This is a genomic window from Brevibacillus sp. HD3.3A (assembly GCF_013284375.2).
Classification (GTDB): Bacteria; Bacillota; Bacilli; order Brevibacillales; family Brevibacillaceae; genus Brevibacillus; species Brevibacillus parabrevis.
In genome coordinates, this window is record NZ_CP085874.1 from 4,983,633 (window position 1) to 5,009,641 (window position 26,009).

At 52.8% G+C, this 26,009-nt stretch carries 29 protein-coding genes; 6 read left to right on the forward strand and 23 right to left on the reverse strand.

Annotated features, from left to right (window positions below):
• Positions 1-8: 8 nt before the first annotated feature.
• From HP435_RS23240 to cysK, 12 genes are all read right to left on the reverse strand, one after another.
• Positions 9-878 (reverse strand): ABC transporter permease, encoded by an 870-nt coding sequence (locus HP435_RS23240; protein WP_122964744.1) that lies wholly within the window; start codon positions 876-878, stop codon positions 9-11.
• Between the two features lie 120 nt (positions 879-998).
• Positions 999-1,925: an ABC transporter permease gene (locus tag HP435_RS23245; protein ID WP_122964516.1), complete on the reverse strand. Its 927-nt coding sequence runs from the start codon at positions 1,923-1,925 to the stop codon at positions 999-1,001.
• Between the two features lie 13 nt (positions 1,926-1,938).
• Positions 1,939-3,237, reverse strand: coding sequence for a hypothetical protein (locus tag HP435_RS23250; RefSeq protein ID WP_141254219.1), 1,299 nt, complete (start codon positions 3,235-3,237; stop codon positions 1,939-1,941).
• 342 nt (positions 3,238-3,579) lie between these two features.
• Positions 3,580-4,866, reverse strand: coding sequence for an AAA family ATPase (locus HP435_RS23255; protein WP_173599625.1), 1,287 nt, complete (start codon positions 4,864-4,866; stop codon positions 3,580-3,582).
• Complete coding sequence (locus tag HP435_RS23260; protein WP_173599626.1) at positions 4,853-5,746, reverse strand: tetratricopeptide repeat protein; 894 nt, start codon at positions 5,744-5,746, stop codon at positions 4,853-4,855. The genes HP435_RS23255 and HP435_RS23260 overlap by 14 nt, the downstream gene beginning before the upstream one ends.
• Positions 5,733-6,149 carry a hypothetical protein gene (locus HP435_RS23265; RefSeq protein ID WP_173599627.1) on the reverse strand — a complete coding sequence of 139 codons (417 nt, stop codon included), beginning with the start codon at positions 6,147-6,149 and terminating at the stop codon, positions 5,733-5,735. Before HP435_RS23265 ends, HP435_RS23260 begins: the two co-directional genes overlap by 14 nt.
• 130 nt (positions 6,150-6,279) lie before the next feature.
• Entirely contained in the window at positions 6,280-6,621 is a 342-nt protein-coding gene (locus HP435_RS23270; protein WP_122964514.1) for a hypothetical protein, read from the reverse strand.
• A gap of 254 nt (positions 6,622-6,875) precedes the next feature.
• Positions 6,876-7,769: a hypothetical protein gene (locus tag HP435_RS23275; protein WP_063227387.1), complete on the reverse strand. Its 894-nt coding sequence runs from the start codon at positions 7,767-7,769 to the stop codon at positions 6,876-6,878.
• 200 nt (positions 7,770-7,969) lie between these two features.
• Positions 7,970-9,184 (reverse strand): hypothetical protein, encoded by a 1,215-nt coding sequence (locus HP435_RS23280; RefSeq protein WP_173599628.1) that lies wholly within the window; start codon positions 9,182-9,184, stop codon positions 7,970-7,972.
• A 142-nt stretch (positions 9,185-9,326) separates the two neighbouring features.
• Complete coding sequence (locus HP435_RS23285) at positions 9,327-9,662, reverse strand: YuzD family protein (protein ID WP_063227385.1); 336 nt, start codon at positions 9,660-9,662, stop codon at positions 9,327-9,329.
• Positions 9,663-9,716: 54 nt separating this feature from the next.
• On the reverse strand, positions 9,717-10,850 hold the full coding sequence (locus HP435_RS23290) for a bifunctional cystathionine gamma-lyase/homocysteine desulfhydrase (protein ID WP_063227384.1): 1,134 nt from the start codon (positions 10,848-10,850) through the stop codon (positions 9,717-9,719).
• 1 nt (position 10,851) lies between these two features.
• The gene (gene cysK, locus HP435_RS23295; protein WP_063227383.1) at positions 10,852-11,775 is read right to left on the reverse strand and encodes a cysteine synthase A; all 924 of its coding nucleotides are present in this window, start codon (positions 11,773-11,775) and stop codon (positions 10,852-10,854) included.
• Between the two features lie 193 nt (positions 11,776-11,968).
• On the opposite strand from cysK, the gene HP435_RS23300 reads away from it, so the two are divergent.
• The gene (locus HP435_RS23300) at positions 11,969-12,190 is read left to right on the forward strand and encodes a NifU family protein (RefSeq protein ID WP_122964743.1); all 222 of its coding nucleotides are present in this window, start codon (positions 11,969-11,971) and stop codon (positions 12,188-12,190) included.
• A gap of 52 nt (positions 12,191-12,242) precedes the next feature.
• Here HP435_RS23300 and HP435_RS23305 read toward each other — a convergent pair whose 3' ends face one another.
• From HP435_RS23305 to HP435_RS23315, 3 genes are read right to left on the reverse strand one after another with little or no spacing between them, the layout of a single operon-like run.
• Positions 12,243-13,193 (reverse strand): alpha/beta hydrolase, encoded by a 951-nt coding sequence (locus HP435_RS23305; RefSeq protein WP_173596755.1) that lies wholly within the window; start codon positions 13,191-13,193, stop codon positions 12,243-12,245.
• Positions 13,190-14,149 (reverse strand): 2-hydroxyacid dehydrogenase, encoded by a 960-nt coding sequence (locus HP435_RS23310; RefSeq protein WP_173596754.1) that lies wholly within the window; start codon positions 14,147-14,149, stop codon positions 13,190-13,192. Before HP435_RS23310 ends, HP435_RS23305 begins: the two co-directional genes overlap by 4 nt.
• Positions 14,106-15,191, reverse strand: a complete 1,086-nt coding sequence (locus HP435_RS23315) for a protein kinase family protein (protein ID WP_173596753.1) — start codon at positions 15,189-15,191, stop codon at positions 14,106-14,108. Before HP435_RS23315 ends, HP435_RS23310 begins: the two co-directional genes overlap by 44 nt.
• A 120-nt stretch (positions 15,192-15,311) precedes the next feature.
• Between HP435_RS23315 and HP435_RS23320 the strand changes: the two genes are divergently transcribed.
• Positions 15,312-15,833, forward strand: coding sequence for a phosphatidylglycerophosphatase A family protein (locus HP435_RS23320; protein ID WP_122964508.1), 522 nt, complete (start codon positions 15,312-15,314; stop codon positions 15,831-15,833).
• Here HP435_RS23320 and HP435_RS23325 read toward each other — a convergent pair.
• The 4 genes from HP435_RS23325 to HP435_RS23340 all read right to left on the reverse strand — a co-directional run bounded on the left by HP435_RS23325 (position 15,816) and on the right by HP435_RS23340 (position 18,018).
• Positions 15,816-16,595, reverse strand: coding sequence for a TIGR01457 family HAD-type hydrolase (locus HP435_RS23325; protein WP_173596752.1), 780 nt, complete (start codon positions 16,593-16,595; stop codon positions 15,816-15,818). The genes HP435_RS23320 and HP435_RS23325 overlap by 18 nt on opposite strands.
• Before the next feature lie 140 nt (positions 16,596-16,735).
• The gene (locus tag HP435_RS23330) at positions 16,736-17,362 is read right to left on the reverse strand and encodes a helix-turn-helix transcriptional regulator (protein WP_122964506.1); all 627 of its coding nucleotides are present in this window, start codon (positions 17,360-17,362) and stop codon (positions 16,736-16,738) included.
• Between the two features lie 94 nt (positions 17,363-17,456).
• Entirely contained in the window at positions 17,457-17,891 is a 435-nt protein-coding gene (locus HP435_RS23335; protein WP_122964505.1) for a DUF86 domain-containing protein, read from the reverse strand.
• Positions 17,892-17,901: 10 nt separating this feature from the next.
• Entirely contained in the window at positions 17,902-18,018 is a 117-nt protein-coding gene (locus tag HP435_RS23340) for a hypothetical protein (RefSeq protein ID WP_007777847.1), read from the reverse strand.
• A 111-nt stretch (positions 18,019-18,129) separates the two neighbouring features.
• On the opposite strand from HP435_RS23340, the gene glpX reads away from it, so the two are divergent.
• From glpX to HP435_RS23355, 3 genes are all read left to right on the forward strand, one after another.
• Positions 18,130-19,104 (forward strand): class II fructose-bisphosphatase, encoded by a 975-nt coding sequence (glpX, locus tag HP435_RS23345; protein ID WP_173596751.1) that lies wholly within the window; start codon positions 18,130-18,132, stop codon positions 19,102-19,104.
• Positions 19,105-19,116: 12 nt separating this feature from the next.
• Positions 19,117-19,386 (forward strand): DUF3055 domain-containing protein, encoded by a 270-nt coding sequence (locus HP435_RS23350; protein WP_122964503.1) that lies wholly within the window; start codon positions 19,117-19,119, stop codon positions 19,384-19,386.
• Positions 19,387-19,537: 151 nt separating this feature from the next.
• Entirely contained in the window at positions 19,538-19,789 is a 252-nt protein-coding gene (locus tag HP435_RS23355) for a hypothetical protein (RefSeq protein ID WP_122964502.1), read from the forward strand.
• 62 nt (positions 19,790-19,851) lie between these two features.
• On the opposite strand, the gene HP435_RS23360 is transcribed toward HP435_RS23355, so the two are convergent.
• Entirely contained in the window at positions 19,852-20,490 is a 639-nt protein-coding gene (locus HP435_RS23360; protein ID WP_229049743.1) for a YutD family protein, read from the reverse strand.
• Between the two features lie 116 nt (positions 20,491-20,606).
• Here HP435_RS23360 and HP435_RS23365 point away from each other — a divergent pair, with 116 nt between their 5' ends.
• On the forward strand, positions 20,607-21,512 hold the full coding sequence (locus tag HP435_RS23365; protein WP_229049744.1) for a YhcN/YlaJ family sporulation lipoprotein: 906 nt from the start codon (positions 20,607-20,609) through the stop codon (positions 21,510-21,512).
• 75 nt (positions 21,513-21,587) lie between these two features.
• Here the strand turns inward: HP435_RS23365 and lipA are convergent, their stop codons facing one another.
• The 3 genes from lipA to HP435_RS23380 form a co-directional block, all read right to left on the reverse strand.
• Positions 21,588-22,493 (reverse strand): lipoyl synthase, encoded by a 906-nt coding sequence (gene lipA, locus HP435_RS23370; protein ID WP_122964499.1) that lies wholly within the window; start codon positions 22,491-22,493, stop codon positions 21,588-21,590.
• Positions 22,494-22,592: 99 nt separating this feature from the next.
• The gene (locus tag HP435_RS23375; protein WP_173599629.1) at positions 22,593-24,821 is read right to left on the reverse strand and encodes an ATP-binding protein; all 2,229 of its coding nucleotides are present in this window, start codon (positions 24,819-24,821) and stop codon (positions 22,593-22,595) included.
• Positions 24,818-25,942, reverse strand: coding sequence for a metallophosphoesterase family protein (locus HP435_RS23380; RefSeq protein WP_173599630.1), 1,125 nt, complete (start codon positions 25,940-25,942; stop codon positions 24,818-24,820). The genes HP435_RS23375 and HP435_RS23380 overlap by 4 nt, the downstream gene beginning before the upstream one ends.
• Positions 25,943-26,009: the final 67 nt, after the last annotated feature.

Here is a 26,009-nt window from a genome sequence, read left to right on the forward strand (position 1 = left end):
ACCCGCCTTTATTTCTTTAGCCTTGGGTCCAGCGCATCGCGCAAGCCGTCACCGATGAAGTTCAGTGCAAACATCGTAATGCTGATCGCGAGTGCCGGGAACAGCATCTGATACGGCTGGGTAAACAAAGTCGGAATCGCATCGTTGACGAGCGTGCCCCAGCTTGCCATCGGCACCTGAATCCCGATCCCCAAAAAGCTGAGAAACGCTTCCGTGAAGATCGCCGACGGCACGAGAAACGTAACGGTCACGATAATCGGGCCCATGCTGTTCGGAATCAGATGCTTGAACAAAATGCGCATGTTGGAAGAGCCTGTAGCCCGCGCCGCCAGCACAAACTCCTGATGCTTGAGCGTGATAACCTGGGAGCGAACCATCCGCGCCGTCCCGATCCAGTACGTCAGCGACATCGCAATCAGGATGCTCTCGATCGTATTGCCGAGGAACATCATCAGCAAAATAATGTACAGCAGCTCGGGCACGCCGATCATGATGTCGACAATCCGCATCATCACCATGTCGACCTTGCCGCCGAGATAGCCGGAGATTCCGCCGTAAATAACGCCGATTACGAGATTGATCGCCGCAGCCGCTACCCCGATCGTCAGGCTGATTTGCGCACCGTACAGGGCACGCACGAAAATGTCCCGCCCGAATTTGTCCGTTCCGAACCAATGCTCCGCAGACGGCCCCTGATTTTGATTGGCAATATCCTGTCCATCGTACGTGTACGCGGAAAACAGCGGGCCGACGATCGCCGCAACGGCAATGACCACAATCGTGCACAAACCGATCATCGCCAGCGGGTCTTTCCGAAAACGGCTCCACGCGTCTTGCCAGTACGATTTGCTCGGACGCGAGATCGTCTCGCTTTGCATCGTGCCAGCGTCCAGTCTGGCGAAATCCTCATCGGGAATATCCGCCCACTCCTGCTCCCTGTCTCCGCGCAGATTGGCCCCCTCGCTCCCCTTCCAGGCGTAATTCATGTTCGTCATCACCTACTCCTCGATTTTTACCCGCCGGTCGATAATCGCGTACAAAACGTCCACGATAAAGTTTGCCACGATGATGAAAAGCCCGAGAAAGACGGTCAGCCCCAAAATAACCGAGTAATCCCGGTCGCTGATGCCCGTCACGAAGTCCCTGCCGATGCCCGGGATGGAAAACACGCGCTCCACGATGAAGCTCCCCGTTAACAAGGCGGCGACCAGCGGCCCCAAATACGTGACGATCGGGATAATCGCGTTTTTCAGTGCGTGCTTGAAAATGACGCGGTATTCCGGGACGCCTTTGGCCCGCGCTGTCAAAATGTAGTCCTGGCGCATCACTTCCAGCATGCTGGAACGCATCAACCTGGCGATATAAGCGATCGGGCCAAAGGCAAGACCGATGACAGGCAAAATGTAATGCTTCCAGCTCGATAATCCGTAAGTAGGCAAAAGCTTCAGGACAACGGCGAACAGAAACAGCATCAGCACGGTAATGACGAAATTCGGAATGGAGATGCCGACTGTGGCAAAGATCATCGATGCCCAATCCGCCCATTTTCCGCGCTTGATCGCTGACGTAATGCCAAGCAGCATCCCGACGATGAGCGCTACGACGATCGCCACCAGCCCGACTTTTGCCGAGACAGGGAAGCCGCGTGAGATCAATTCATTCACCGTCACATCGGACTGCTTGAAGGAAAAGCCGAGATCGCCCTGGGCAATGCTTTTCAAGTAATTCACGTACTGGACGCTCAGTGGTTCATTCAAGCCGAATTTTTCCTCCATCTTTTCCATGACGCTTTTGGGCACTTTCCGTTCCTCCGCCGGGCTGAAAGGCCCTCCCGGCACGGCGTGCATCAGAAAAAACGTGATCGTGATGAGGACAAACATCGTCAATATGCTCGCAAAAAACCGCTTCACGATATAGCCAGCCATCTCAAACCTCCTTTTAAACGTCTTTCGGGTCGTGCCGCACTTTTACTTCCAGAGACAGCTTGTGCAAATCAATACGATAAATCGGCCTCGGCCTGCCCCGCTGACTCATCGATTCCGTGCCGATGACTTCGGCTATGCCTTTTTCCTTCATCTTCTGCACCATCCTCGCTGCATTGCGCTCCCCCGTGTTCATCCCGACGCTAATTTCCCGTGTCGTCACCTCGTTTTTCTGGATGAGCTGGAGCCAGGAAAACAGCTTGCGAATCGACGTCGAGACAAAATCGCCCCGTTCTTCGCCGATGAGGGAATAATCGAGCGTGTTGCGCGTGCCGAGCGGACCGAGCACCTTCATCTGGTCGTCGATGAGATAGGCGCTGTTGCCCGGGTTGCGAAAAGCAAATTCGACGGCGCGATTGGCATTGTACAAAGCCCGCTCGACTGTCTCGCCCATGCCGATGCCCAAGTTCATCGTTCCCAGCTCTCCGCTGCTGTTTTTCAGGACGGGAAAGCTGGAAAAGTCTTTGGTCACTTTTTCCACGATCCCCCGCGTGGTATACAGCGTGTACTGCCCCGGATCGGCGCTCGTCATCGACGCAAACAGCCGTTTGCTGAACTCCGTCACTTTCTTTTGATATTTGTCGAGCGCATCGCCAAGCTGTTCGCCCTCGGCAGGCTCGATCCGAAATTGCAGCACCGTAATTTGCGCCAGCTGCTTTTTCTGATCCCGCGCCAGCCACAGTGCCTTATTGATCGTGTCGCGAATGAGCTGCTTCGTGCTTTTGATGAAAAAGACCGGGACATGCTCGCCCTTCAACCGCTCGTAGACGGAGTGAATGCTGGTGGCAACGACTTGCGCCTTGCCCTCTTGCCATAGCGTCAGATGATGCTCGTACAGCTCCTCCGAATTTTGGAAGCCGTCCATGTTTTTCGAGAACCAATGCACTCCTTTCGCTTCAATCTCGTCAAAAAACTCTTGCAAGTGCTTGGCTGGAATACCGTCAAAGCTGATGGTCGGGAAAAAGTGATAGTGGCGATAAATCTGGAAGATCGCTCTGTACAGATCAGTTCCTTCGAAGGGGATGAAAATCGAGCACGAATGGGGCGGGATCAGGTCTTGGGAGAGAAGGAACGGCACATCGCCGCTGAAAAAGTAGACATCGTAAACTTCCATGCATTCCTGGAGCAGCTCCCGCACACTCTTTTCCGAATCGTAAATGAGCCTGATCGGTTCGATATGCGGAAACTCCGCGAGCACGGTGCAAATATCTTCGACTAGCAACCTGGGACCAATGACAGCGAATGTTAGGTTCAATTAATCACCTTCTACTTGTTCTTTAATTAGTCTGCTATTCGTAATAGAAAAAGGATTTGGCAATAAAATCCAATTAAATAAACGGTCAAACAGTGAATTTTCGACATTTTTCGTTCTGTAATATGTCTGTAATTCGATTTAAATTAATATTATTTATAAAAGTCTGAATTGTCAATCTATATTGGGTATTATTTTTTCGTTGGGGATGGGGGCCTGGGTATAAGGAATTGCTATGGAAGAAATGCTGCTGCTCCACGCTGCCCGCACTGACGAGCACGAAAAAAGCAAAAAGCTTATCTCCACACACGTTTCGTGCAGAAATAAGCTGTAAAGAGTTCGATGCTATATTCGCTTGTAACGGGATAGGAACGATTCTACATCGTTGTAAAGACCGCCTTGATTTGCGTATTTGACATAGTTTTTCACGGTGCGGAGCCAATCAATTGTGGAGGGCTGTGTCGACTGAATCGCATTTTTGAGATCCTGCATTGTAAGGGGACGCTCTACCCCTGTGCGCATAATTTCATTGATTACTTCTTCTGCAGCAAGCTCAATCACATTTTCGATGTCTGCTCCCGAATACAAGTCAGTTTCTTTCGCCAAAAGTGCATAGTCGATTTGCTCCATTGGACGATCTTGAAGCTTAATCTGGAAAATGGTTGCTCGCGCTTCATCATCCGGGGGTGAGACAAAGATCATCTTATCAAAACGGCCGGGACGTTTAAAAGCAGGATCTACGTCCCAAGGCATATTCGTTGCTCCGATAATGAGCATTTTATCAGTATTGGCTTCAATTCCTTCGATTTCGGTCAAAAGAGTATCAATGACTGCTCTCATGGAGTTGGAGGTGGAGCGACTCCGGTTGTAGCCAAGCGCATCCATTTCATCAAGGAACAGCACGCTGGGTTTGGTTGCCCGCGCTGACGAGAACACCTCCCGCAAGTTCTGCTCGCTTGCCCCTATATACGGGTCAAGGATGTCTGCGATATGAATCGGAATAAATCGAGCGCGGCACTCGCCCGCAGTCGCTTTGGCGATAAACGTCTTTCCACAGCCGGGAGGCCCGTAGAGCAAGATACCGCCTCCGACCTTTTTCCGGAATCGCTCAAACAGCCCGGGCGAGACAAATGGCTTAACGATTTTCATCTGTATGGCGTTTTTTACAGCATGCAAACCACCAACATCGGCAAACGTAATCGTCGCCTCTGCCCTGTCTTTTTTGCCTGTTTGCCCGCCGGAGATGATTTGGAAGAGTTGATCGGTCCCTTCCGCTTCTCCCTTATTGACAAGTAGATCTCTCGCGTTTGTAAGTACAGGTACTTTTTCAGATGCTTTTTCATCTACAGATCCATGTAAGGCATCATAATCCGTTCCTCCTGTAGCCACCTCTTGATGAACGACTCGCTCGCTTTGTACTGCCGCAGAAGTTTGCGCTAAGGAGAGTTTACCCAACTCCTCAATAATTTGCTGTGTATACCCCGGATCATTGCAACGCAATGCTTCTGTAAAAGCTTGAAGCGCTTCCGTGTACTTTTCGGTTTGAGCGTATTCCAGTCCAAGCAGATACCATGCAGAAGCATTCTCCGGATTATTTATTGTCATTTGCTTAATTAGCTCAATTTTCTTCACGTTGTACTCCTGCCTTTGTCACCAGATTATAAATAAATGGAGATATCCATGTATAGACATTGAACAAGAACAGGAACACAGCGACGTCACGAACATAAGGCCTGGCGATGAGTATAGTAAGTAAAATAAGCGCTAACGATAGCACCCACGCCACTAATGTTCCTCCCAACTTCTTGACAATCCGATTTGGCAAAAAAACAATATGCGTGACTCTATCAATTGAGTCTAATAATTCTTTTACTCTTGAGTTATTCGGATCCAGCAAAAATGCTTGTATCAGGTTTTCTTTTGCTATTCGATAATCACCACGAAAATACGCCGCTTCCCCAATCGTTTGAAGTTTGCTTCGTTCATCATCTGCAATCTGAATATAGGCCATCAGTGATTCTTGTTGCTGCTTTTTCCTATTGTGAATGAGGTCCAAATAAAACTGACAATGTAGCACTAGACTATTCATCGAGTCTATACGCTTTGCTTCTGCAAGCAGCATTTTTGCTTTTTTTAAATGCCCTGTTTCTATCATGAGATATGCGTAATTTGCAATTACATCAGCTTCCACAGGATTCAAGGAGATTGCCTGCAAGAAAGCCTGCTCCGCCTCATACCATTTCTTTTCAGCCAAGAGGATAACACCAAGCAATTCATATACGTTCTCTGTCATCATCCCTTTTTGAATGATGTCTCTACACAACCGATGAGCTTCTTCATAATTTTTGAGGCAGTATTCCGAGTAGCTCATCCAAAAAAGGGCGTCCGTATCATTTGGATCCTCAGCGAGGGCCTTTTCCAAATGCTCTTTTGCTTGTTGATAACGATTCATGTTGTAATAATGTACGCCCAGTCTATAGTTAACAGATTTTTCTGCTCTATCCATTCCCATAAAAAAATTGCACTCCCTTTATGAGTACATATCCTTCAATTACTCGGCCAATTATGGTATAAAGAATTGCTTTCAGGAGAATAGGTTGTTTTCTCCCGTACAACCCTAAATGATACGTGTACATTTCTCTCATTAGGAAGTAATACGCAATACCAACAAAAACTGCTAGAAAACGGCCATATCCCGTGTATCCTACTGCAAACCACAGAACACCACCCACAGTTGCCACCGTGTAGCTCCACAAAGGTCTTACCCGAAGCCAACGCGCATTCTTCATCCCTAACAGAATAGCTGGAAAAAAACCGCCTATAAGGGATACGAGTAAGAAGTGATTTAAATTATACGACTTGGTTACATAATCCACGTCCGCTTTCAAGCTCGGTTGGAACAATTCTTGGTTCACTCTTCACGCTCATCTCCACACAAAACAAAGGGTATATATACCATATCGGTAAATAAAAGGATTTGATTGAGCGAAATATAAAAAAACCGCCGGCACCCGCCAGACGGTCTTCCTCTCTCTCCCTTCCCCCTCACAACTTCTGCACCCGCAGCACAGGCACCTTTTTCTGCTCATATGTGCCTTCCAGTATCTTCTCGTGAATCACATTCAGTTTAAGCAGACTGGCAATTTTCCCGGTGTCCGCCCGCGACATGAGCCGCCAAAGAGACGGGTCGGGCAACGAATTGTACAAGCGATCGTCGCTGTAGTCTCGCCGCTCCTGGTAGCTGATCACCAGCTTGAAGTCACCTTCCTCGGCGCTTCCGGCTTCCGCGTAAGCGTCGAGCAGCTTGCTTCGCAGCGCGCCAAGCTCATCCTCTACCTGCTTCTGGATTTCTTTCAATTCATAAAAGCGGGCGATTAGCTGTTCCATCGGCTCGTCCTCCTTGATTTGGGCTCTTCCAAAGAAGGATATGTGCGACCGCTGGACGATAGAACACCAACACCTCTTGGCCGGGAAAAAGCAGCGAGGGGCCGCCCCAAAAAGACGAACAAAAAAGCCCAAAACCCGAACCACAGTTTCCCTACGTTTTGTCAGTTTTGTCACACGAAAAAAGGAGCGTCTCCTGGTCGGAAAATCGACTTTGGAGACACCCCCTCTGTTGTGGCATAGGCAAGGCAAGTATGTTATTTGCCGATCATTGTGTTGATCGCTTCGCCTGGATGCTTGATCAGGAAGGTAGAGTATTCCACTTCCCAAGGGTTCCATTTGCCCTCGCCCTGGTAGCCCCATACGGAGCTGATGCGGGACACAGTATCTGTGTTGTTCATGCCCACGATTCGCTGTTCCCCTACAAGTTCAAACGTTCCGTTTCCATCCATGTCGACTGGCGTAAGCGAGCCGAACGGATACGAAAAGACGTTTACATCGTCGCCGTTTGCCTGCACTTTGCCTGCTTTGTCGTACAGCTTCGCTGCGACATATACGTCCTGATTCGCACTCACGTCAATGGTCAGCGGCTTGTCCAGCTTGGAGCCTTTGCCCTCTACTTTAAAGCCATCCACGAACTTGCCTTCGTAGTGGATACCATCGTTTTCCTTTTCGCCAAAAATGACAGCGGGCTTGTTGTTTTCGAAAGTGGCAATGACGTGGCTGTAAATGCCACCGCTGCCGCCCGTTGCGGTTTTTACAAACGCATCTGCTACGTGATCTCCGGTAAAGTCTACGAGAGTCAGTTCGCCTTCGTAGCCGCCCAGTTCCTTGAGGTCTGTTGTACTGTACGCTTTCGATTTGCCGTCTTGTACAACAATGTTCATGTTGGAAGCGTAGATGTCGTCTGCCTTTTCTTTTTGTCCAACCAGAAATACTTTATCTTCAACCTTGTCGCCGTTCACATCGGCGGACTTTACATCGATGACGTACGTGTTTTTGTCGAGCTTCAAGTCTGCTGCCGCTGCGAACAGCTTGCCTTTTTCCGAATCAGCGTGCGCCACTTTCGTTCCTGCCATATTCAAACCTGCAACTCCTACTACTCCTGCCAATACGAGGAATGCAGCGGGCTTCATCCATTTTTTGTTCATTGTTTTTTCCTCCCAAGTTGTTCTTGTCTTCATGTACAACTATAGGACGAAGCCCATCTTAATTCGTTACAAACGGTTTACGAATCAAAAACAAAGAGGTAAAAACTTTCTGTGCAGGGGCGGGCAACCAGTTGCAGAAAGTGCGCCGCTTTCTCGCGCTGTTCCCTTCCCCGCAGGCAAAAAAGCGCCTGTGCCACGGCTTACTTGACGTTGTCGAGCACGCTTTTCACATTCGCAGCCGAGTCTTGGCGAATGCTCAGATTATAGTGCGCTCGCACCGCCTGATACACAGCGTTCAAGTTTTGGCTGCTCTTGTTTTTGCGGTAGGCGGCGACCTGCTTGGCGAATATCGGATGGTGGATCACGTCCCGGCTCCAGTCCCAGACGCGCGGCTTCAGCGCATCTTTGCGCGCTTGCTCAAGCAACTGCGGGAAGCGCTGAATGAAATGCTGGGCGATTTTTCTGCTGGCATTTTGGTATTCGTTCGTCTGTTCAATCGAGTAGTTCTCTGCTCCCTCTGCAAAAGGCTTGCCGTTGACCGAGATGATCTCTCGCGGCTGCACAGGCGCCATTCCGGGCAGCAGCTTCACTTGATAGTACGCCCAGCCGCTTGCTGTCTTTTTCCCTGGCAAAATCAGCTGAACAAACTGAAAGACACGGTCATAGGCATACGTCTCCGGGAAATTTTTCTCTCCTGGTTCCAGATCGAGCGGTGACTGCGGGAACACAAATCCTTTGCTGTCTACGGGAAAACCTGGCAGCCCACTCTCCACCGCCCAGCGCACGGCTTCATTCTCCGAGTCTTTCAGGTCAATGCCTCCGTGGTAAGGACGCACATCTTTGAATGCACGATAAAACACCGTCGCGACAAATTCTCTTGTCGCAATCCCGTCATCGATTTCCTCCGGTTTGACATACCCGGCATGGATGAGTGGCTGTATTCGGGCGTTCAGCTCCAGCTCGGCACGCGCCTTCCTCGCCTGTAGCCCTTCAGGGGAATAGCCATCCAAAGTATCGATTTGCCGATCCAGTTCAGCAAGTTTCCCACCCTCTGGATACGCAGGCGGAAAAATCCCGATCATCTGATAAAAGTTCCACAGGAAGCCTTTTTTGGATGTGACAAACTTTCGGTTGTCGTCAAACTCCAATTTGTAATGGTCGAGATTCCCCGTCGAGTCAACCAAATACTGTTTGATCGGATACTCCCGCACTGTCGCAGGCGTCTGCGGGTTTGCGAGCGAAACCATCTGCACATTCAAAAACAAATACTTCTCTGGATTAGCCGGGAGCTTGTATGTGATTTTATAACCAGGAGCAGCCGCTGCGGCTATGTCCAGAGCGGGTGACGCAACTGGCACAGCCGAGAGACAAAGCGTACACGTCAGCAGGCTAAAAACAAACTGTTTTCCTTGCATGGTCAAAATCATCCTTTTTTCATGTCATACCAATATGGACGCGGAAGGAAATGGAAAGTAACATATCAACATAAAAAAAAACCGACCAGATGCTTCTCATCTGATCGGCTTGTATCCAACTGGTCGAGCTTTTGGCGATAGCTTATTCGCTCTCAGTCTGGACAGCTACCGGGGCAACCCCCATGCTTTCCAGCTTTTCGTAAATATCTTTCAGCTTAGGATTTCCCTCGCCGACAATTTCCCCGGAAATTACGACAAGCGGATACCATAAATCTTCCTCAATGATGCGTGTCGCCCAGCTTTTGTCATCGTCTGTCTGCGGCTGTTGAAAGTCGCTGTACACGATGCGGATGCTGTCGCTTCCGTATTTGCGAGAAAGGGCAGCCTGCAACCATTCTGCTGTCTCTTTGGCAGATGGCAAATTGACGCAGCTTGCGCAAAGCTGTTCGGTTCCGAATACCTTGATTTCCACACTCATCTCATCCGCCTCCTCGCGAGTCCGTCCGTAGCTGAGTTGCATTCGTTATGCGATTTAGGACAGAGCCTGATCCAGATCTTCAATCAGGTCTTGCACATCTTCGATTCCCACGGAAATGCGAACCAGTCCATCTGTGATGCCCAACTCGGCGCGGCGTTCTGCCGGGATGGAAGCATGCGTCATACGAGCAGGCACGCTGATCAGGCTTTCTACTGCCCCGAGCGATTCTGCCAATGTGTAATACTTCACTTTCGCCAAAACTTCATCGGCACGCTCTGCGCTGCCAACGTCGAAGGAGATCATGCCGCCAAAGCCGCGAGCCTGTTTTTGGATCAGCTCATGACCGGAGTGATTGGACAAGCCAGGGTAGATGACACGCTTGATGTCGCTGCGCTCAGACAGCCATTTTGCTATCGTGCGGGCGTTGTGCTCATGCTCTTCCATGCGGATTCCGAGCGTTTTCATCCCGCGCAGAAGCAGCCAGGAATCTTGTGGGCCGAGGACGCCGCCAATCGCATTTTGCACGAAATGCAGGTCTTCGCCAAGCTGCGCATCTTTTGCAACGACCAGACCAGCGACCACATCGCTATGTCCGCCCAAATACTTCGTTGCGCTGTGGAACACGATGTCTGCGCCCAGATCGAGCGGATTTTGCCAGTATGGAGTCATGAACGTGTTGTCGACTACGAGCAGCACGCCTTTTGCTTTGGCGATGTCTGCCAGCGCACGGATGTCGCTTACTTTGAGCAATGGGTTGGTCGGCGTTTCCATGATGATCGCCTTTGTTTCCGGGCGAATGGCTGCCTCTACCGCTTCCAGGTTGCTCGTGTCGACGTAGCTTGCTTCCAGACCCATACGGGAAAATACGCGGGTTACGACGCGATATGTACCGCCGTACACATCGTCACCCACTACAAGATGATCGCCTTTGCTGAACAAAGACAAAATCGTGGACAAAGCCGCCATCCCGGAGCCAAAAGCAAAGCCGCGTGCTCCGCCTTCGATCTCGGCAATGTACGTTTCCAGCGCGTGACGCGTCGGGTTGCCCGTACGGGAGTATTCGAAGCCTTTGTGCACGCCAATCGCTTCCTGTTTGTACGTGCTCACTTGGTAAATCGGAACGGAAACCGCTCCTGTATGTGGATCTCCATCGATACCGCCGTGGATCAGACGAGTTTTAATGCGCATCTTAGATTCCCCCCTGGTAGATTTTTTTGCTCAGATAGCGTTCGCTGCCATCGGCAAACAGCGTGACGATGTTGGTACCCGGCGCTGCTTCTTTCGCTTCGCGCAAAGCTGCTGCCATCGCTGCTCCGGCAGAGCTTCCGACGAGCAAGCCTTCTTTGGCTGCGAGCTGCTTGACCAGATCAAATGCTTCCACATCGAGAATCGTGTGAATCGCATTGAAATAGCTGGTGTCCATGAATGGCGGCAAAAACTCCATGCCGATCCCTTCCGTTTTGTGCGGACCGGATTCTCCCCCGTTCAAAATCGAACCTTCTGGCTCCACGATGACGGTTTTGACGTTCGGGTTTTGCTCCTTCAGGTAGCGGGCAGCCCCCATGAACGTACCACCAGACCCGGCGCCTGCAACGAACACGTCTACTTGTCCGTCCATCTGGCTCCAGATTTCAGGGCCTGTCGTCTTGTAGTGGGCGTCAGGGTTTGCCGGGTTAGCGAACTGCTGCGGCACGAATGAGCCAGGAATCGATGCTGCCAGCTCTTGTGCTTTGGCAATCGCTCCCTTGATCCCCAGTTCAGTCGGGGTATTTACAACCTCGGCTCCCAGTGCGCGCATCAACTCTTGCTTTTCCTCGGAAAATTTGGCTGGTACGCAAAAAATGACTTTATAGCCGGTTCCTACAGCGGCCAGTGCTACGCCAATCCCTGTATTCCCTGCTGTCGGTTCGATAATGGTGCCGCCTGGCTTCAGCTGGCCGCTCTCTTCAGCGGCGCGAATCAATTCCATGCCCAGTCTGTCTTTTACGCTGCCACCTGGGTTAAAGTATTCCAGTTTGGCGAACAAGCGCACTCCTTCTGGAAGCTCAAACTGTGTAATTTCGACGATTGGTGTATTGCCAATCAGTTCCTTCACATTGCGAAATACGTTCACGAAGATCTGACTCCTTATGTTGAAGTACTTGCTTTTTCATTATAACATGCTGCTATTGCAAAAAGTCCATGCCAGCCCACTTTGATTATACTTCTCCCAGGAAAGTGTCGACAGGGCATGTAAGCCATGGATTTATCACCGGCGTACGATTATAATAAAGGAGAGGTTGGAAAGGAGTGAATCGACCATGGATATGATGGATCAAGTACAAGAAGTTCTCGATAAACTGCGCCCTTACCTGCAACGTGACGGTGGCGACGTACAACTCGTTGACGTAGAAGAAGGCATCGTAAAGCTGCGCCTGATGGGTGCATGCGGCAGCTGCCCTTCGTCCACCATTACCCTGAAAGCAGGGATTGAACGTGCACTGGTGGAAGAAATCCCAGGCATCAAGGAAGTTCAACAAGTATTCTAATCCAGGCGCACAGCCATGAAAGCAGCTACCCGCTTACGCGTAGCTGCTTTTTTCATTTTCCCAAGATCGATGCCTTGCCACTTTGCCCCGTTTTCGCCATGCCTCTTTCCAAAAAGGCGATGACCCGCTCTGCGTACTCGTCGGGAATCAAAGCAAAGCTGCGTACGTGCCCGGCGTGCGGCACCAGCCAAATTTGCGAATCCTCGTCTTCTGCCAGAGCGTGCAGCCGCTTGCTGTTTTCCGCAGGCACCGTATGATCTCCCGTGCCATGAATGAACAGGATCGGCTTTTTCGCTTGGCGAACGATCTCAAAAGGCTTGACATGACGCGGATTCGCCCTGAGAAAAACCGGACTCAGCGTCAAGATCAGCCAGTTGAAAGGAAAGCGCGGGAGGCCCGTCCATTGCGGCAAATTTTCTTCCAAATACTCGCTGAGCGAATAAAAGGGAGAGTCCGCCACCACAGCCGCAATCCGCGCATCTCTTCCCCCGACGAGCAAAGAAGTCGCCGCCCCCATGGAGAAACCGACGAGTCCAATGGTTTGTTCGGGATGCTTCGCCGCCACAAAATCAATCGCGCCGAGCAAGTCATGCTGCTCGCGCAAACCGATTGTAGTCAAAGCCGGAGTCGACTCCCCGCTGTTGCGAAAATCGAACATCAACACATCGTAGCCCGCCTGAACGAGTTTGCTTGCGAGCGCCAGAGCGGGAAGGTGCGGCTCTTGCCTGTTTTGGCTGTAGCCATGGGCAAAAATCAGCGTCCGGCCATTCGGCGTGCGCCCGTTTCGGGCAGCGGAATGATACCAGCCCGAGAGCGAAATATTCGTCTCCCGACTGGGAAAAACAACCGCTTCCGCCGCCACCAGTCCGAAGTCCTCCGGGTTCATGTCAATCGGTTTGCGCACCGGATGCGTCAAGCGCCACGTCACATGCAAAGCGACGGCGGAAGCGGCCAGAATCCCCAGCAGCAAAAGGCTCGCCACGATGATCAACACGGTACTCATAAAGCGGTCAACGGCTCCTTTCCACTCAGTACAGCGACAATATTGGCGGCGGCCAGCGACGCCATCTCATTGCGCGTCTGGATCGTGGCACTGCCAATGTGCGGGAGCGCCACCACATTTTTCAGCGCCAAAAGCGGATGATCGAGCGGAACTGGCTCCTGGACAAATACGTCCAGCCCCGCCGCCCAAATCTGTCCAGTGGTCAAAGCATGATACAAAGCGGCTTCATCGACGGTTCCGCCACGGGAAACGTTCACGAAGACCGCCGATTTTTTCATCAGGGAAAATTCATGCGCTCCCATCAGGTGCTTCGTTTCCGCTGTCAGCGGCGTCAGTAGCACGACGTAATCCGCTTCCTGAAGCAATTCCTCCAGCCCAACCAGCCGCGCTCCCGTCTTGGCCTCCGCCTCTTCCTTGCGATTGCGGTTATGGTACAAAATGCGCATGTTGAACCCGGCTGCTCGCTGTGCGACCGCTTCCCCGATTCTCCCCATGCCGATAATGCCAAGCGTAGCTCCGTACACGCTTTGTCCCGCCATCAAGTACGGGCTCCATGACGTCCACTCGCCTGCGAGCAAAAAGCGGTTGGCTTCCGTCACTCTCCGGCCAGTCGCAAGCAGCAGGGCGAATGCCAGGTCTGCGGTCGCTTCCGTCAAAACATCTGGCGTATTGGTCACCGCGATCCCGCGTCTTTTGCAGGCAGGCACATCGATATTGTCATAGCCCACAGCCATATTCGCGACGATCCGCAGCTTTTTGGCACGAGCCAAAAGCTCCTCGTCCACCCGTTCCGTCAGCATGGTCAGCACCGCATCGGCGTGCTCGATCTCTTCGAGCAGCTTTTCGCGCGACACAGGAGTGTCCTCCTCCCATTGCTTCACATCGGCTACCGTCTCCAGCATGGCTATGACTTCATTGGTCAGTTTCCTCGTGACGAATACTTGTGGCTTGCTCATTGTTTTGCCTCCACAGCCAATCGATTTGTGGAATGGTGACGCCATAATGATCTGCGACCAGACGGGGATAGCGCCGGAGTCCTTCTTCCATTTTCGCAAGCTCGTCTTCCAGTTGGGATTGCCAGCCTTCCGCGTTTACTTCCTGCCGCTCCTCCAGCGGAAGCTCCTTGTACGACTCCACGAGCTTCAAAAAACGGCCAGGGTAGAGCATGAGGGCGTAAATGACGGCGTACTCTCCTGTCAGCAACGGCGCAACACTGTTGTAGCCGTCCAAAAAGTGAATCACGGCTTCGTCGTTCCAACCGTTGCGCTTCGTTTCGGCTTTCAGCCATTGCCCAAGATCGCGAGCCCGCATGTCGAGAACCCAGTTCCATTCTCCCGCCATCAGGCGTACATCCTTCTCATTCCATAGCATATACCCTTGATCAAAATTTTGGTAGGCTACTTTTCCAAGTCCTGCCGTTTCTTTCACGACTTTGTCGTAGCCCGCTTCCAGCAAGTATTGCACAGATATTTCCCCAAGCTGATGCACGTACGTGTAGCAAGTCAAAAGCAGCTCATCCATCGGCGTCAACTCGGCATCGGACTCATCCAGTTCATCGCGGTACTCGTTGTAATGCCGCAATTTCCGTCTCCACGTACTCGGCCAGTTTCCAAGCGAGCTGTACGGGATGAACAGTTTTTCGCCGGAAAAATTTTTCGTCGCCTGGTGGAACTGCGCCAACGACTGTCCGCTGGCGTAAAACGAATTTTCCGGAACCGACTCGCGCACTCCCCGATACAAGTAGTATAGCTGTTCATCCTCGACAAAATGGGGCTGCCCGCCCGTCGTCTTGACCAGCTTGAGCATCCGAATGTCTTTTTGCTGCTCCAGATGCTTGCGCACTTTCTCGATGAATTTGCTTTTGTATCGATACCCTGCCGGCGCTTCAAACATGTAATACAAGCCCTGGTCGGTTTCGAGCACTTTGCTGGCGCCCGTCACCCGATAATTTTGCAGTTGGAATCCATACTGCTCCTGAAGCAGTTCTTTTTCCTCCATACAGGTCAGCCTCCTTGCACACCTTCTCTAGGCGCATTGTATGTCGCCAAGCCGGGATAGGTGCCTATCTGGCTGCAGATACTAGGAGCACCCATGTTTGCCAGAAAAGGAGGAATACCGATGGTCGAACACCCGCTGAACAGCGAAAGCTGCCTGGAGGCGGTCATTGAGCTGTTGACGAAACGCGGCGTTTCCCTCGACGACATCGCCGAGATTGTCTTTTTCCTGCAAGAACAATACGTCCCTGATCTGACGATGCAGCTGTGTCTGGAGAGCGTGCAGGCCGTTCTGAACAAGCGCGAGGTGCAAAATGCCTTGCTGACTGGCATTCAGCTGGACATGCTCGCCGAACAAAAACAGCTGCTGCCCCCGCTCCAGTCGATTATTGAAGCGGACGAGCCTTTGTATGGCGTAGATGAAGTGTTGGCGCTCGCCATCGTGAATTTGTACGGCAGCATCGGCTTCACCAACTTCGGCTATGTCGACAAGCTTAAACACGGCAAGCTCGCCCAGCTCAACGACAAAAGCTTCGGCGTCCACACGTTTTTGGACGACCTCGTAGGAGCGGTAGCCGCAGCAGCTTCGAGCCGGATTGCCCATCGCCAAAAGCAGCAGGAAGAGTGTCTAGAGCGAGATTCGTAGCTGCCATTCCGGCAAATCGCTGGCGACATACGTCGGCTTTGCCGTATGGCTGGCGGCTTCCTCACGCGTAGAGTAGCCAGTCAAAACGAGCAGGCTGTCCAACCCGCTGTTTGCTCCGGCTTCAATATCGGTAAACAGGTTATCGCCGACAATTAACGTCTCGGAAGCTTTTGTCCCGAGCACTTCCAGCGCATAGCGCACGATGATGGACTCCGGTTTGCCAATCACAATCGGTTTGGTGGCGGATGCAACGGAAACAGCCGCTACCAACGAGCCGTTCCCCGGGAATAGCCCCGCGTCAGTAGGCAAAGCAGCGTCGGCATTGGTTGCGATAAAAGTGGCTCCTGAACGGATCGCGCGCGCAGCCACTGCGAGCTTTTCATAGGTAAAGGCACGGTCGATTCCGACAATGACGTAGTCCGGATCAGCTTCGGTCAGGCGATAGCCTGCTGCTTCCAGTTGTGTCAGCAAGCCTTCCTCCCCGATCGCGTATACGTTTGCCCCGGCGGGCGCCTGCTCTTGTAAATACTGGACAGTCGCCATGCTTGTCGTGTAAACGTCACGGGCAGCCGCCTCGATTCCCATCCCCGTCAACCGATCCGCCACTCGTTCAGCCGATGTCGAAGAGTTGTTGGTTAAAAACAGGTACGGAATCTGCTTGTCCTGCAAATAGCGGACAAATTCGCCAGCCCCCGGGATCGCTTCATGGCCGCGGTAAATCGTTCCGTCCAAATCGAGCAAATAGCCTTTGTATGGTTTCATGTCTGATCTCCTCCACCCTGTTGTACCCATTTACCATACCCGCTTTTTCATCGTTTGACGAGTCGGCTGTATGTTTTTTCAACAGCAAAAAACCACCCTCGCACGCAATCGTACAAAAGTGGCCATCACTGACACTGTATTTACGCTTTTTTGATTTCAAACACGCACTTGTCTCCGCCTTTTGCCATGCAGGAGGTTTGCTCCACATCGGCGTTCAGCACGCGGCGGAACAAGGAAAGCTCACAGGTACAAGCCTGGTTGAACTCGCGCGCGACTTGGGCGATCGGACAGTTGAACTCCTGAATGCGGTACGTGTTGCCGTCGGCGTCCGCTTCCCATTCCACCATGTAGCCTTTTTCGTTTTGCAGCTCCGCCAGCTTCGCTACGCGGTCCTTCAACTCCCCTTGCACTTGGGAGCGATACGATTCCTCCAGGCGATTTTCGCGGCGGCGAAACAGCATCTCGACTTTGCCCATTCCGTCGATGTCTTTCAAATCTTGCAGGAAGTCCAGTGTCAAATGAGAATAATTGCGCGGAAACAGCTCATCTGCTTCCTGCGACAAGGAATATACATTCGTCGGTCGTCCCATTGCTTGTCTTACAAGCGTGGACTTGATCAGATTGTCTCTCTCCAAAGTGTTCAGATGGCGTCTGACCGCCATTTCAGTAATGCCAAGCTCGACGGCCATGTCGCTGACAGAGAGTGAGCCTTTTACCTTGAGCATGTGCAGGATTTGGTCACGAGTGGACGTCCCCTCGTTTGTCATACGTATCACCGTCCTTTCTACTTATTGTAGCGGATCGGCACGCTTTAGTAAACAAACGAAAGTGTTTTGTATAAAAAATCCGCTTCTCCATTTTCTAGAACAATTCTTTCTGCAAAAAAGCGCGAACTTGCGGGTCAAACTGGCGCATCGCTGCGACTGCCTCTTCTGCCAGCGCAAACATTTCTCCAGCCGGAACGCTTGTGTAGTCAATCACCAGATGCTTGCGGAAATCAACGACGCGCGTCAAGACGACCGCTTGCTCATCTGTAATGACTTGTTCGTCACGCAAAATTTCCACGATGTCGCTATAGCTGCCAGGGTCACGCATGATAAAGCCGTCGATCAACGCATTCCCTACATCGACAATTCCTTCGATGGACAAGTGCAGGGCTCGCTCCATCGCTGCAACAGCCACTTCATCCGCCAAAACCGCCTCGGCTCCTCGTTCCCTGAGCTTGTCCAGCAGATCAAGCATGAGAGACATATATGCTAAAACTTGGTCAATTCGCTTTGTATTCACGTCGTACATAAGATTCTCCTTATTTTCGCTTTTTGGCTTTTCGTTTCGCATAATAGGTAGTAAACACAAATGTCAGCACCAGGACGAGAAGGACCAATTCCCCTTCCTGCAAATAGGAATTGCTCACGGCTTTCACCTCTTTTCCTCCAACAGTATACCAAATTTGTCCCTGCTGTCACGAATCAGCTTGTACTTTGTGTTACAATGATGGGGTGAATTTTGCCGGCATAAAGGGAGGAACACAACTGTGGAACGCGAACTGGCATTGGAAATCGTGCGGGTGACGGAAATGGCTGCCCTCGCCTCGTCTCACTGGATGGGTCGGGGAAAGAAAAATGAAGCGGACGGAGCGGCGACAAGCGCCATGCGCGCCATGTTCGACACCATCAACATGCGGGGAACCGTCGTGATTGGCGAAGGAGAGCTGGATGAAGCGCCGATGCTGTACATTGGCGAAAAACTCGGTCACCCCGAAGCTGGCGGCCCGGAGGTTGATGTCGCTGTCGACCCGCTGGAAGGAACCACGATCGTCGCCAAAGGCCACAACAATGCCATGTCGGTCATCGCGATCGGTGACCGCGGAACGCTGCTTCATGCCCCTGACATGTACATGATGAAAATGGCTGTGGGCAAACGGGCTGCGGGACAAATCAACTTGCTTGATCCCGTGGATAAAATGATTGAAGTGGTAGCGAAAGCGAACAACAAGCGCGTTTCCGACGTGACTGTGATCGTTCAGGAACGGGAGCGGCACCAGCACATCATCGACACGGTGCGGGAAAAAGGCGCGCGCGTCAAACTGTTCGGCGATGGCGATGTAGGCGCAGCGATTGCCGCCTGTCTGCCACATACAGGGATCGACCTGTTTCTCGGAATCGGCGGAGCACCGGAAGGCGTCATTAGCGCGGCGGCGATCAAATGCCTCGGCGGAGACATGCAGGCGATGCTCAAGCCGCAAAATGACGGGGAACGCGAACGCTGTATCAAGATGGGCCTGACCAATCCGGAGCAGTTGTTGACCTTGAACGATATGGTAAAAGGAGACGACGCCATTTTTGCCGCCACAGGCGTATCGGACGGCGAGCTGCTTCAAGGAGTTCGCTACCTGGGCGACGATATGGTGGAGACGCATTCCATCGTCATGCGCGCCCAAACGAAAACGATCCGTTTTGTCCGCGCTTTGCACAATATCGAACACAAACCAAATCTGTTATGGAAGTAGAGGAGCGTATTTATGGTGAATGACCTGTTTTTCTTGTACGACGAACCGGAGGACACGAAAACCCGCTTCGTCAGCTTTATGGGCGAAGCTACCCGATTCGATCTGGCTATCACGACGACAAACCGTTTTTACGGCAAAAAAATCGTCATCAACATCCAAAACGGCCGCTCTGCCATTATCGGGCACGACGATCTCGAAGAAGAAGGCTACCTCGAATTTGCCTTCAATCTGAACGAGCGGGAAGCAGAAGAGCTGAAAACTTTTTTGGAGACTGTCGTTTAATTCCGCTTTTTGGGCCTATCCCGCTCTTGACACAAGAGCCCGGGGATAGGCTTTTTTGCTGCCCATTTCCATCGGGACAACGCTCCTTGCAGGCGGATGTCTCGTATACTGCTACTGCACATACAGACACTGAGAGGAGTGCAGTCGCAATATGCAACCGTATCAAGCTGACGAAAACCAGTTGCAGGGCCATCAGGCGGACGAACAATACCAGATGATTCCGGAAGACCAGGCGCATCCCGTCTTCTTTCGCCGAAGAAGAGACGAAGGAATTGGCCCTGTGATCATTCCGCTTCCTTATAGCTACTATCCGCCTTATTACTATCCATACCCGTATCCATACTCCTATCCGTACTACCCGTACCCGTATCAGCCCTTTCCGTTTTACGGCGGCGGCTTTTGATGAAGCAAGATTTATGTACAGCAAAACAGCCCCTAGTCCCGGGGCTGTTTGCTTTTGTCTTTCTATGTGTCACGCTTGGGCGTGTTCTGACCAGTCGGAACTTTGTCGCGCTCCCGGTTGGGACGCATCTGGTTCGGACGTTTTTCCCGCGAGGAAGAGTCCTTGCCGTTTTTGTCCTGCTTTTCTTTGTGGAACTTGGGCTTGTCTGACCGATCGTTGCGACCAGCACCGGAACGGTCGTGGGAAGCTCCGTTATTGTTTCGCTCCTGGCGATCCTGCTTGTTTTGCCGGGGGTTAAAACGGCGTCGGTCCTTGCGTTCGACAATGACAGCCGAACTTTCTCCCCTTGACGCGTCATGGCGAATATCGAGAATCGTGTCCGGATTATCGTCGTTGCCTTCGTGCTCTCCACCGCTATGTCCAATGGCATCCTTCACTTTGCGCAAAACGAAGTACGGGCAGCCAAAGTTGCAAAACTCGTGCAGGTACTCATCCAAAGCGGCGATCCTCTGCTCGAACGGTACTTTGCGATTGGCATCTGTATAAAATCCCCGCAGACGAAGCTGTCCGTAGCCCCAGTCCCCTACGATGTAATCGTATTTATCGAGGATATCGCTGTAACGCTCCCTGAATGCTTCCGGATTCCAGCCGTCGCGATTTTCTTCCATGACTTCATAAGTACCGGCTTGCGTGCGAATCAAGTCCGCTTCCTCCTTACACTTGTTTACTTTTGTACATCTTACCATATTTCAAACAGCAAGAGATAAAATTCCCACGAAAACTGCACCTGCCCCCTGGACATTCTATCGTGTAGGGGGTGTTACCATTGAAAAAGACATGGTTGTATCCTGCGATTGCAGGCATTGCTCTCTTGGCTTCCGCTTGCGCAAACAACGCTGCGCCGAACTACACGCATCCGAATCAGGCTGCTCCTCACGTAACGAATGTTGACGGGCTGCATGTCCGCAACTACGACGGTGTGCGCTCCGCAAACTTTGACGGACTGCACGTGCGTAACGGGGTCGGTCTGAACAACGCGCCTGGCGTCGATAATGGCCTGCATCCGAACGGGACGTATCCACGGGCGAACGTCAACAATTACAATGCCTACACAAGTGGCATGCGACCGTACAACGCCTTTACCGACCACAACGCCGGAGCGTTGGGCACGCCGAATGGAATGAATCATTCCATTTATCAAAAGCGGGCCTGGAATCGTGCAGGAGCTGGCATCATGCAAACCGGCATGCCGAAAATGGGCTACGTCCAGACGAACCGGGCCAGCATGAAGACCGCTGGCGCCCAAAACGTCTATGTAGACCGTGATGCGCTGGCGCAAGCAGTCGGCAACGTCACAACGAGCTGCCCCGGCGTTCAGCAATCTACTGTCCTGGTGACGGATGAAGAAATCTTCGTCGGCCTGAACACGCAGGGAGCTGACGCCCGCACCGCCAAAAACCAGGCGAAAATGAATGCGCAGTCGATTTCACCACGTTACTACAAAGTGTACGTAACGGACAATCCGAACGACATTCAGGAAATCGCCCGTGTCGCCAGCCGCTCAAGCAATCTGCATACGGCGCGTAACGAAGACGCAGCCAGCATCGATACGCTGATCAAGCGAATGGGCGGCATGACGGATCGCGAGCAAGGAACCAGCACAAAAGCGCAAACGAACGCGCATGCAACCCACAAAGCTAACATGGGTACAACCAGTCGCTAGTGCGAATCTCCCCTGTACGTAAAAAGAACCCCTTTTGCCGCGATTCGTCTCGCTTGCAGGAGGGGTTCTTCCCTGTTATTGCGCCTGTGGCATTGCCGTTTCCTTGGCGATGGTTTCCTTCGCTGCATTGGCCTGTTCGTGGGCATGGTAAGAGCTGCGTACGAGCGGCCCTGCTTCGACGTGGCTGAAGCCCCGCTTCATGCCCTCTTCCTTCAGGCGGGCAAATTCATCCGGATGGTAATAGTGCTCTACCTTCAGGTGCTTTTTCGTCGGTTGCAGGTACTGACCGATTGTCATGATGTTGACATCTGCGGAACGCAAATCGTCCATTGTCTCGATCACTTCTTCGAGCGTCTCGCCTACGCCGATCATCAGGCTGGACTTCGTTGGAATGTTTGGCTGAAATTCCTTCGCCTTTTTCAACAGTTCCAAAGTCCGGTCGTACTTGGCGCGCGCCCGCACGCGATCGGACAGGCGGCGAACAGCCTCAATATTGTGGTTCAGCACGTCTGGCTTCGCGTCCATGACGAGCTTCAATGCATCCCAGTTTCCTTGGAAATCGGGAATCAATACTTCCACAGAGGCAAACGGCAGACGACGGCGAATCGCCCGGATCGTCTCTGCGAAAATTTGTGCGCCTCCGTCTTTCAGGTCGTCGCGGGCAACAGAAGTCACGACAACATGTCGCAAACGCATCTGCTCGGCTGCTTCTGCCACGCGTTCCGGTTCGGCCACATCAAGCTCCGTCGGCAATCCGGTTTTTACTGCGCAAAACCGACAGGCACGGGTACATATATCACCCAAAATCATGAACGTAGCTGTTCCGCTGGCCCAGCATTCATGAATGTTGGGGCATTTGGCTTCTTCGCAAACAGTATGTAGCGTCTTGCTGCGCATCGTTTGCTTCAACTCTTTGAAGCTGGCGAGTTCTGGTCCTGAAACAAGGTTGATCTTGAGCCACTCCGGCTTGCGTTGCGTCATAGGGCCCACTCCTCATGTATCTTGGTACGAGACATAATCAATCTCCATTATAGAGGTTGGATATACAAGGGGCAACCTCTTTCACAATTGAGGTAACAATTACCCGATCCGATGCACTTTATGCCGAGCCCCTCCGGACAGCAACGATTCCAGCATGCGCCGCTCGCGCTCGTGGCAAGTAAACAAAAACACTTGCTGCTCCGCTGCCAGCTCGGCAACGTACGCCAATGTTCTTCGCAACCGCTCGTCGTCATAATGGACAAAATGGTCGTCCAAAAACAGCGGCAACGGTTCCGTCCGCTTGCTCACATGATGCAGCAGAGCCAGCCTTTGCGCCAAATAAAGCTGGTCGGCGGTTCCCGTGGAGCATTGCTCCTGGCTGACAATTTGCTTGCGGGATGGCTCCAGCAGGCGTACGGCAAAGCCTTCGCCCGGATCTAGCCTCACGTCGCAATAAGCCCCCGCTGTAATTTGGCTCATCACCTCGGAAGCAATCCGGTTTACGTCCGGCGTGACGTCCCGCTTCCACTCCCCTTGTGCTTCCAAAAGAGTATCCCGCGCCAGTTGCAGCGCATCTCTGCGTTGCTGCAGTTGGCGCAGCCCCTGCACGGCTTGCTCGTATTCGTCTCTGGCACTCGCTACGGATTCGCTTTCATGCGCATTCATTTCGCCATGCGCCCTCGCCGTTTTTTCCCGCAGCTCCTGCAACTCGGCTTCGATGTGCGCTAACTGCGCCAGACAGTCGCTCCCCGCTTCCTCGCACTGTCGCTTTTCCCGTTTTAAAATCGCACGCAGCGCCTCGCCCCAGCTTTCCGCAAGCAGTTCCTCCCGCCTTGTTTTGGCCAGATCGTTCTCCAGCGCAACAGTCCGCTGCTCCTGCACGCTTCGTTGTAGCTCTTCCCTTTTTGCCAGAAAAGTATCCCAATCCGAAACGCCATAACGCCCCACCAGCTCCGCCAACTCGGCGTCCAAGGCGGCGATCTCCTGTTGCAGCTGTTCTCCCTCCAGCGCTTGCTGGCTGTCGATGGCTGCGGCGGGACTGCTGCTGTTTGCGCCCCCTTTTGCCCGCAGCACAACTACGCCGAGCGCGGCCAAAAGCAAAGCCAGACCAATGGCACTGCCTCCAAGGACAGGATGCTCCGTCGCCAAACCGACTGCGCCCAAGCTGGCAAACACCCCTGCAACACCCCACAGACGCAGGACGCCTTTCCTCCGCTTCGCCTGGTTCCCTTGCCTTTGCGCGCGTCCTTGCCCTTGTCCCTGCCCCCGGCTGCGCGTTCCCGTGGACAAGGCGAGAACCGCCAGCTCAGCGAGTCGCAAATGGCGCTGCTCCCGCTGTTTGCGAAGCGCAACCCCTCGCTCGTAATCGGCCGCAAGCTCGTTCAGCGCTTGGTCGGGCATCGCTTCTGGCGCGGCGGCAGTTCGCGGTTCGCCCCACTTTTCCACTTCTTTGCGCGCCTGATGGTGCAGTTGCCGCTCTTCTTCGCTGCCAGCAGACTGCTCCCACCAGTCCCACTCTTGCCTGTCGACTGCGGTAAAGCTTCGCTGCCAGCGCTCCTGCAAAAGCTGTTCCTGCTCCTGCCACTTTTGCATGCGCGCCTGCAACCTGATTCGCCGCTGCTCCAGCCCTTGGCGCTCCTCCTCCCAGCCGCGGATCGACTGCGCAAGTTGGGTAATCATGCGCCAGGCGGCTTCGGCATCAGCCAGCTCCTGTTCTTTGCGGGCGACCCGCGATGCAGCCTTGCCCATTTGCGTATTTTCCGCCCGCTCCTTTTTGCCGATGCTCGTCAAGTCGCGATCCAACTCCGCCAAAATCGTGTGGACAAGCGGACTTGCCTCCTGCACATCCGCAAACGAAGGCAACAGATGCTCGGCAGCCTCCAAAGGCTCCCGTCTGATCCAGGTCAAATCGGTGAACAAGCTGCGGGTAAGCCCCAGATGCTTTTCGAGAAAGTTCCGTTCCTTGCGGCGATCCTCCAGGTAGATGTCTGTCAGCTCCGTCCATTCCGGGTCGAGAAAAAGCCGCGCCTGTTCCCGCTCTTTCAAAAGCGTCCGGTGCAAGCGGTACGTTTTGCCCCCGAGCTGGTACGTAATGATCGTTTCATACTCTCCCTGATGCCAGGGGCGGTATTTTTCGTATTCAGGCAAATACCTTGCCGTCTTCACGTAGTCGCGCTTCATCCCGTACAGGGCGGCGAAAATCGCTTGCAGCAGCGTGGACTTTCCCGCTTCGTTGGGGGCGTAAAACAAATTCAGCCCGGGAGCGAAGCGAAAAGCAGCTCCTTGCCATTTTCCGAACCCGGTTACGGTCAGCTCCTCGATTCTCATCGCATGCTCCCCCCAATCCGCGCAAGCGCTTCTTGCTTCGCCAGTCTCGCTATTTCCCGCTCTTCTTCGCTGCGGGCATTCGCCTCGATCTGCGCCAGCTTGGCGAGCCATTTTCCCCAAATGCTGTCCTCGGCCATCAGCTTCTGCGCATCGATGTCCGGCCACGTCTCATCCGTAATTGCAAACAGAAAAAACCGCGAAAATCGCTGCTCCAGAACGGGAATCGAGGGAACAAAATGCGCCGCTCTCTCTCCTGTCAAAGTCACATACACGAGATCACGGTCGGCGATCCTGCCAAGCTGTGCCTCCATCCCTGCGATTAGCTGTTCCGCCGTTTCCGCTCCTTGCGCGTGAATGGTCAGTTTATGAATCTGCCGCTGACTGACCGGGATCGCTTGCAAGGTCAATTTTCCCGCGTCGTCCAGCTCGCCGTGCAACACGCAGCGCTCTCCCGTTTCCTTATTGGTCAATCCTTCCGGCGAACCGGGATAGGCGGCAAGCGGCCGCTTTTTGAGCGGATGGACGAATTGTTCCGGCTTGTGGATGTGCCCGAGAGCGACGTAGTCTACATCCGCCTGGACAAGCTCCTGCAAGCTCATAGGCGCGTAAGGCTGGTGCTCGTCTTTCGTCGCGTTCAAGATCGTGCCGTGCAGAACCATCAGGTGATGCCGATAGCCATCTAGCTTGCCCGGAAAAGTCGCAAGCGGCGATTCGTAGACGTGTGGCTGTCCAAAGCCCCAGCCGTAGATGACACACGACTTTTCCGGAAATTCGTATACGCCCCATTCCGGGGTAAACCAGTAGACGTTGCCAGGCCAGTCCATCGTCTGGTAAAACGAATCCGCGCGCCACGGATCGTGGTTGCCCGGCGCGATGCAAACGGGAATCGGAGCGACACTTTCGAACAGATCGCGCAAAAATACAGCCGTCGCTCTTCTGCCCCCGTGGTATTCCAGCAAATCTCCGGCGATCAGCCAAAAGTCGACCTGTCTGGACACGACCAGGTCGCGAATCGTTTGCAGCGTGCGGCGAACATCATCCTGCCTAAGCTCGTAACGATCCGCCAGCATATGTAAAGGCGCGTCCAGATGGACGTCCGCCGTATGAATGAATGACAACACGAAGCGCTCAACTCCTTGCATGACAAACTGAATCGGCAAATGGTACACTTTGGACAAACAATCGCCA